Raw genomic sequence first — 8,054 nt, 5'->3', positions numbered from 1 at the left:
GGCGCTGTGCGCCAGCAAAAGCCCATTACATCGGCTAGTGATCGCATGAAGTTCGTCATCCAACTCGCGTTGACCAATGTCACAGCTAAGACCGGCGGACCTTTCGGCGCGGCAGTGTTCGAAACCAAGACGGGACGACTCATCGCCGTCGGGGTCAATGTTGTCGAGCCCACCAACTGTTCACTGGCGCACGCCGAAATGGTGGCGATTGCGAATGCCCACCGCGCCTTGAAGCATTTCGATCTTGGGGCGGACGATATGCCGGCGTTCGAACTGGTGACGAGTTGTGAACCCTGCGCCATGTGCTATGGAGGGATTATTTGGTCCGGGATTCGAAACCTCCTCTGTAGCGCGCGAGCGTCCGATGCAACAGCGATCGGGTTTGACGAGGCCCCGAAACCAAAAAACTGGGTGGCGACGCTGAAACATCGAGGGATTTCCGTGGTTCGAGATGTGTACCGAACGGAAGCTATCGCAGTCTTCCAGCGGTATCAGCAAACCGGTGGTCGGGTTTACAATGCCCGCAAAGGATCGGGGTCAGCTACCTTGTGATGCGCTAGTGCCATAAGTTCGTCGAATGATCCAAAAGCTTCTATGGTTCTGTTGCCGTTCGCCAGGCTCCCAGGAACAGTTCTGTGAAACATTAGCAGACTATTTATAGCCTGGTCTTATTCAAACGCTCCTGCTGTTCTCGATGGTCTGCATATCACTCATCTGTTCCAGAACCCCCTCCGTCGCGCAGGATCCTCCTCTAGCTTTGAGCTGAGACAGCGGTGGCCAGTCGCTTCAGATTGTGCGACCAGCCATCACATACACCTCATCCCGGACCTGCTATACCCTTGCCGACGAAACCAGCAGGCCCCATGCTAGCTATCCAAAGGTGAGGCATCTTAGCGGGAGTTTAGAAGAGTGGCACCACCGATGAGAAAAAAGTAACCGGTATTATAGAAAACATGCAGAGCGATGGAGGGATACACGGATTCAAAGCGATCTCGTACGAAGCCGAAACAGAGAGAAGGAACGAACACGAGCAAGGACCACGAAATAGAATGGCTGGCCAAATGGGCCAATGAGAACAGGACCGATGTCATCAAGTTAGGAATGGAGAGACCAAGCCAGGTCTTCTGCCTGGCCATGGATTGCAGCAGATAGCCCTGGACGATGCCACGGAAGAGCAATTCCTCGAACACCGGCTGCCAGAGGGCGACGGAGAGAAAAGCTGTTGACCATATGGCATGCCGAGGCAGTGGTTGAAAAGCAAAGAGCCCTATCAAGGAAAGCCATACCATCGGACCAAGAGCCAACAACAAGAGAAATGCAGAATCCCGATGAAAGGGACGATTAAGTTGAAGTCCAATGAGGGCCAGTACTGATGCTAAGCGGCTTGGTAAAGAGAGTGCACCAGAGGAAGCTTCCTGCACCTCGACCATGCAGACGGAGTGCGGATTCTGTTGTAACGACATTCCACTCTTGGCGAAATTCAGTCTCATCGACGTCCTGCCCTCCACAACAACACAACCACAGACAGGAGTAGCATGAGGGGCAGCAACGTGTCACCCGTTGTGCCAGGGGCGAGCGTGCAGCCTCCTCCTCCACCATTGCTAGCTTGGCTAGAGGCAGGAGTGGCTGGCACAATGTTAAAGGTTGCAGTGACAGTTGCATTTTGGGTAAGCGTGCAGGGGCCGGTTCCTACGCAATCTCCACTCCACCCCGCAAAGACCGACCCAAAATCGGGTGCTGCGGTGAGATTTACCGTGCTTCCTTGCGGGAACTGCCCATTGCATGCTGTCCGGCAGTCAATTCCGGCAGGATTCGACGTAACGGTACCGGTGCCGGCACCGGCCTTGTGGACGGTAACAGTGGAATTTGGCAATACGCTGATCAACGCTGCCCTGGCATTGATCCGCCCACCGGTCGACACTTTTCCACTCAAGGACGCCTTCCGATCCACGGTATTCAGGATGGCGTTCCTGAGTTGGGCTACCGTGAGGTTAGGATTCACCGAGAGCAACAAGCCGGCGAGTCCCGCCACATGCGGAGTGGCCATCGAAGTACCTTGAAAAAACTGATAGTCCGTGGTTCCCGACGGCGGACCCGCCACACAAACGACGCGGACATTGTCTATATATACGCCGTCGAAGACCTGGCTGTCGTTCGCTATGAATCGAAAGCGAAACTGTGAATCAGCCGCGCCATCCGCGAGATCCCCCCATGTGAACGGAATGAACTGGGCATTGCTGCTCCCTGAGGCTCCGTTGATGATCTGCCAACTGGTCCCGGCGTTTCGTGATGTTTCGGCAAGTATTCCGTCGGTATCCAGCTCGGTTTGCAGACGAACGCGGCTGTCCCACCGGCACCCTCTCTGTCCCGTGGTACTGAATACGGGTCCCATCGCGAAGGAATCGGTGTCGTTCTGATAGCTTCCGGTCGGACTGTCGGCCAGACTGTTCGGTTGACTGAATGACGTGGAATTGGCGAATCCCCAGGTGCTCTTGGTTCCTCCGAAGACGTATCCAAGGCCGGTGGGGCCGGAGTCAAAGTTATGAAAGAGGACAGTCGTCATGGTTGATGTGGGCGTTGTGCTGTTGATGCGGACGCCTGGTGCGGCCACCTGGACGGTCGTGGACCCAAAATTCGAGAAGGTGGCCAATTGATCATGTTGGTCCGTCGCGGCGACTGCAATCACGTTTCCTAATGCAGCCTTCTGGTGCCCATCACATACTGAAGGCGCACTGAAATTGGAGGGAAAGTTCGGCATGTTGTCGTTATCATCGCCGATCCCATCATGTCCACCGTTGCCTGCCGCGGCCACAAACAGCACACCGGCTGCATTCGCCGCGCTCACCGCGTCATAGAAGGCCAGGCTACACTCAGGTCCAATAAAGCTCGCGTTCATTACGCGTGCGCCTTTGGCGATGGCATAGTGGATCGCACTGATAATGGCAGTGGTGCTCAACACGTTATTCACACCCCCCGCTTTCAACGCCATCAGCTTCGCGGTCCACATGACCCCGGTGATCCCAGTTCCATTGTTCCCGGCGCCAGCGATGGTTCCTGCGACATGAGTGCCGTGTCCCTCATTCCCGCCGGGATTGAGATCGACAGGGTCCATCGGATCATTGTCGTTCGTGAGGAAATCCCACCCATGCACATCGTCGACCAATCCATTCCCATCGTCATCGACTCCATTCCCAGGGATTTCTCCTGGATTCGTCCAGATGTTCGGAGCCAGGTCCGGATGGTCGTAGGCAATACCTGAGTCAATAACGGCGACAATCACATTTTGGCTTCCCGTGCTGATATCCCAGGCTTCATGGGCATCAATGTCGGCATCGGCCCTTCCTGCCGTTCCGTTCACAGATTGACCTGTGTTATGAAGACCCCATAATGTTCCGAACTGAGCATCGCTAGGGATGGCTTGTAGCGAGTACAGATAGTTTGGTTCGGCATACTCCACGGCCGGGTTACTTCGGTACTTCAAGACCGCTTCGTCCACCGACAGGGCACCGTCCAATTTGTACTGGTGAACCATCGCGGCATTCATCGAGAGCGCTCTGAGCTCTTTGGCGCCTATATCGACATTCAGCGACGTGATTCCCGCGGAGGACGCCTCATCCCTGAACTTGACGAGCACCTCTCCTGGGACATAGTGCGCGGAGCGACGCACGTCTCCTGATAACGTTGTCATTCCGCCGGATGTCTGTTTCTGCTTCGCATACACCACGCGATCTCCGGACATAAGTCCTGACCATGTCACCACGGCTGTTGTGAGGCCCACGATGGCCCCGATCCAACAGAGTACAATTCTTATCCCGCTACTTCTGCGTCTCGGGCTCGGCATACTCAACCTCCGGATATGACCTGAATTGGATAATCACGGACGCGACGGCATCGGCGATTGGTTCTGAGATCCTCCTCTCCGCTCTTGAATCTCAACTAGAATGGAGGCACCATCAATTACCGATCGTCCGCAATTCGGACGTGATAGAGGCGGCCACGCTGGATGTCAGCGATTACGTCGGTTCGGTTCTCCTTCAGGATAGATACAATCCGCTCTGCTGAAACCCCCGCCCTTGAACGTGACCAACACGTCATAGTGGGGCGAACGCGGTGCAGGGGATTGTAGAGCGGGCTCTAGTGCATGAGGTTCTGTCACATTCCTGTTAGTTGCGTCACACGATATAGAAAATCAAACAGCCGACGCGCACATCATGATTGTGACAAGTCTCGCCATGCGATGAGATAGATCGAGCAAGCAAGCCATCGCGTTTTCTGTTTCAACGGGGCTATCACACTGGTTCAATCAGGCGTCTACATCTAGTAAAGCTAGTGTTGGTTCATCTATCCCTCTTGCGAGGGAGAAAGGAGGACAAAAGCTGGCATTGCCAGAGTTGACTTCTCGGCACGGACGTTTGAAACAAGGGATTTCGATCTATGGTCTAGGCAAACCGAGTGTGCGATAGCGCATGCACTGGCCTTCGACTTGTACAAGTGGTGTGACGACAGGTTTGGTGGTGCGCTACGTAGCTGGGTTTTTGTAAATTGATAACGGAAAGTACAGTCGGCTCTGTATGCTCGAGAGCGGCGTGGGCACCCCACTTATCACAAACACAATGGCGGAGGAGGGGCTTATGAACAACCTGTTAGAGAGTTTGCCTGATCGAAGCGTCATACGATTCGGAGAGTGGAGCTGACGCGCTAGGGTTCTGAATGAACAAGCGCACACGAGGTTGAGTGTGCTGATGTTTAGTCCGTTCAATTATCTCGACATTGGCAAGCCTTAATGCCGCACGGGAGGGAAGCGGCTCGACATCCCAGAGCGAAATCAACACAGCACTGAGATGCCGACGGCTCGTCAAATCGACCGTTACGGAACCAGCCAAAGCCTTCAAATCTATTTGGATCTGTTCACGCCGACCTTGACGTCCTCCCAGCAGATCCGCCCGCGGAATTGAAATGCTCAGGATGACCGGATCACAATAGTCGGCAAGCTGTTTTGCCTTTTGTTTGATACGCGCCAGGATCCGGTGAGTCAAGATCGCGCCACGATCGGCTTCCTCGCCGAGTTCCTCGCCTGTCATGATCCCACGCACAGGCAGCCGTCGTCGTTCAGCTGAACCTACCATCGCAGTCACCTCGACAAAGAACCGTTCCGATCCCAGACGACATTCTAAATCGGCCGTCCTGGCTTGCGACTCAGGTAGAAATGTGACCCCGAGTCCGACGCGAATCAGCTGCGAGGCCAGTTCCAATTCAGCCAGCGCGGATTCCTGGACACCGAGATCATGATGGACCAGGCGATGAAGAAGCCGTCCGAGCCGAAGGCGACTGGAGTGATCGGCACAATGCCGATGCAAGAGACTCCAATGGTCATTGAGATGACGTGGAAGCCCCTGCTGTAGATGATGCTTCCAAGCAACGGCAGGAGCGCCAGGGGAGCCGTGCCGGCGGGAATGGACCCTCATGGTGCGTCGTGGCCGCCAGCGTGCCATCACTGTTCCCATTCCAGTTCATGAAGCGTCCTTCCCCGACAACCAAAATCGTTTATGGGACCGGCTCGGCGCCTTCATCGCCATCCGATGGCTCGCCCAAGACTCCCGGTTGCCGAGCGACACATTCATCATACACTTCATCCAGCCACCGACCGGCACAGCCCAGGACTTCACGCACCAACGGCTCCGGCTGTCCCGTTCGTTTGATCGTCCACTGTGAAACATATTCGAGGAGTGCTTCTCGTTCGAAGAGCCTGGTCGAATGCGTAGCCAGGGCGGACAACTCTCCGAGACCCGTGTGAAGGATGTCCGACACCGTGTCACGCGCATACGATGTGCTCGCGGTCACATATTGAACAACACGATGGAGTTCGTGGTCGTTCATATTGCAGTCCGTGAAACAATCTTTACATCCGGACGGCTGACTGTCAATGCGACTGCGCTTCTATTTGATCCTGACGATTTTTTCCAATCACGGCACAGCCCGATGATAAGATACAGCTTCCGCACGGTTTGCCAGCTACGCAAAGGAGATTTGGACATGATTGCTAGACATCCGGTTCGGCACAAGACTGCATCCCTGGTGGTGTCTGACCGGTGGGACCTCACTCACCTCGTCAAGAATCCCCTGAACGGCTTGGAGCGACATTTGAAAGCGCTTGATGCACACGTCGCGCAGGTTGAGTCGGCTCGTCCCCGGCTCCAGGCAACCATGGCGAGCTCTGACTTCCAATCGATCCTGAGGCTCACCGAATCGATCGCGGAAGGTTCTGCCCGGCTTGGCGCATTCGCCTATCTCTGGTTTTCGGAAGACACCAAAAACACCACAGCACGGTCGTTTAAGTCCAAGGTGGAGGAGCGGCTCACCGCCGTCAACAACCGCCTGCTCTTTCTTGACCTCTGGTGGCAGGGGGTGGATAACAAAAATGCGGCAAGGCTCATGGCCGACGCCGGCGACCTCCGGTACTACCTGGAGACCATCAGACGTCACACACCTCACACACTCTCGGAATCGGAGGAAAAGATCATCAACATCAAGAATGTGACCGGCCGAAGCGCCGTCAACACACTCTATGACGTCGTGACCAACGGACTGACATTCACGATGAAGATCGGCGGGAAGACGCGCGCCATGAATCGCGAAGAGCTGATGAGCCATGTGCGGAGCCCAAAGGCATCCGTCCGCCAGACTGCCTATAGAGAACTCTATCGTGTATTCTCAGCCCAACGTGACCTGCTCGGAGAGATGTATCGGACACTCGTGAACGACTGGAAGGCCGAGAATGTCGGACTCCGGAGGTTCGCTTCTCCTATCGCAACCCGCAACCTCGGCAACGATGTGCCGAACCAAGCCGTCGATGTGCTGTTGACGACCTGTGCCAAAAATGTCGAGATCTTCCAGACCTACTTCAAACTGAAGGCGAAGATCTGCAAGATCGCTCCCATGAATCGATATCATATTTATGCTCCCCATCGTGCGGGCACGAAGAAATATACGTATTCTGATGCCGTCACCATGGTGCTGGGTGCCTACCGAGGCTTTTCTCCCCAGCTTGCAGACCTGGCCGAACGCGTCGTGAGAGAACGGCACGTCGACGGGCCGACACGTCCCGGCAAACTGGGCGGCGCATATTGCTATGGCATGGTACCGGGCCTCACCCCCTATGTCATGTTGAACTTCACCGGAGAAGCCCGAGACATTGCCACGATGGCCCATGAGCTGGGCCATGCCGTCCATGGGATGATGGCAAAAGACCATTCGATCTTTACCTTCCATTCAACCCTTCCCTTGGCGGAGACTGCTTCCGTCTTCGGCGAACGCATTCTCTCCGACACCCTCATGTCGAATGAGCGCGACAAAGCCATTCGACAGGGCCTACTCGTGAGTCAGCTGGATGACATCTATGCAACCGTGCTGCGGCAGGCCTATTTCATTCGCTTCGAGCAAGCAGCGCATCAAATGGTAGCGGGAGGAGCAACGGGAGACCAACTGGCACAAGCCTATCTTTCAGAACTGAAGCAGCAATTCGGCAAGGCGGTACGAGTACCGGACGAGTTTCAATGGGAATGGCTCATGATTCCCCATCTCTTTGCCAGTCCGTTCTACTGCTACGCCTACAGCTTTGGCAATCTGCTCGTACTGGCCTTATACAGAATGTACAAGGAGCAAGGGGCATCATTTGTTCCCAAATATCTGGATTTGCTTGCCACCGGGGGCTCTCAATCACCTCAAGACATTCTCAGCAAATTGGGTGTGGATATGACATCCGCAGCCTTTTGGCAATCAGGATTTGATACCATTCAGGAGATGGTACAACAGCTGGAAGAAACCCTCTCGTGAACCTACCTCATTGATGGATAAGGCATAAATAGACGTTTGGCCAGGATTTCATGAGAGAACTTGACAGAGTCGTTCTGAAATGGCACAATGAGAATGCTTCTCATAATCTCTTGATGGTGACTGAATGTTCGTCTGTTTGTGCCGAGGAATCACTGAGTCAGATGTTCGTGACGCGGGGCGAGCGGGGTTTGTGATGCCCTGTCAGCTCAAGTCAAAATTTG

The 8,054-nt window shown here is 54.8% G+C and carries 6 protein-coding genes; 2 read left to right on the top strand and 4 right to left on the bottom strand.

All coding sequences use genetic code 11. From position 1 onward, the window contains the following. Positions 1–552: nucleoside deaminase (locus ACOSYY_RS09625; protein ID WP_421662054.1), on the top strand; the 552-nt coding region annotated here is incomplete at its 5' end. A gap of 338 nt (positions 553–890) precedes the next feature. On the opposite strand, the gene mrtJ is transcribed toward ACOSYY_RS09625, so the two are convergent. The 4 genes from mrtJ to ACOSYY_RS09605 form a co-directional block, all read right to left on the bottom strand. Beyond that, positions 891–1,490, bottom strand: coding sequence for a JDVT-CTERM system glutamic-type intramembrane protease MrtJ (gene mrtJ / locus ACOSYY_RS09620; protein ID WP_421662053.1), 600 nt, complete (start codon positions 1,488–1,490; stop codon positions 891–893). Next, positions 1,487–3,841, bottom strand: a complete 2,355-nt coding sequence (locus ACOSYY_RS09615; protein ID WP_421662052.1) for a S8 family serine peptidase — start codon at positions 3,839–3,841, stop codon at positions 1,487–1,489. The genes mrtJ and ACOSYY_RS09615 overlap by 4 nt, the downstream gene beginning before the upstream one ends. An 802-nt stretch (positions 3,842–4,643) precedes the next feature. Continuing rightward, the gene (locus ACOSYY_RS09610; protein WP_421662051.1) at positions 4,644–5,492 is read right to left on the bottom strand and encodes a hypothetical protein; all 849 of its coding nucleotides are present in this window, start codon (positions 5,490–5,492) and stop codon (positions 4,644–4,646) included. A gap of 52 nt (positions 5,493–5,544) precedes the next feature. Further along, positions 5,545–5,877, bottom strand: a complete 333-nt coding sequence (locus tag ACOSYY_RS09605) for a hypothetical protein (RefSeq protein WP_421662050.1) — start codon at positions 5,875–5,877, stop codon at positions 5,545–5,547. Positions 5,878–6,033: 156 nt separating this feature from the next. Here ACOSYY_RS09605 and ACOSYY_RS09600 point away from each other — a divergent pair, with 156 nt between their 5' ends. Then, the gene (locus ACOSYY_RS09600) at positions 6,034–7,833 is read left to right on the top strand and encodes a M3 family oligoendopeptidase (protein ID WP_421662049.1); all 1,800 of its coding nucleotides are present in this window, start codon (positions 6,034–6,036) and stop codon (positions 7,831–7,833) included. Positions 7,834–8,054: the final 221 nt, after the last annotated feature.

It is taken from the genome of Nitrospira sp. BLG_2 (genome assembly GCF_049222245.1).
This window is presented reverse-complemented; position numbering and strand designations above follow the sequence as displayed.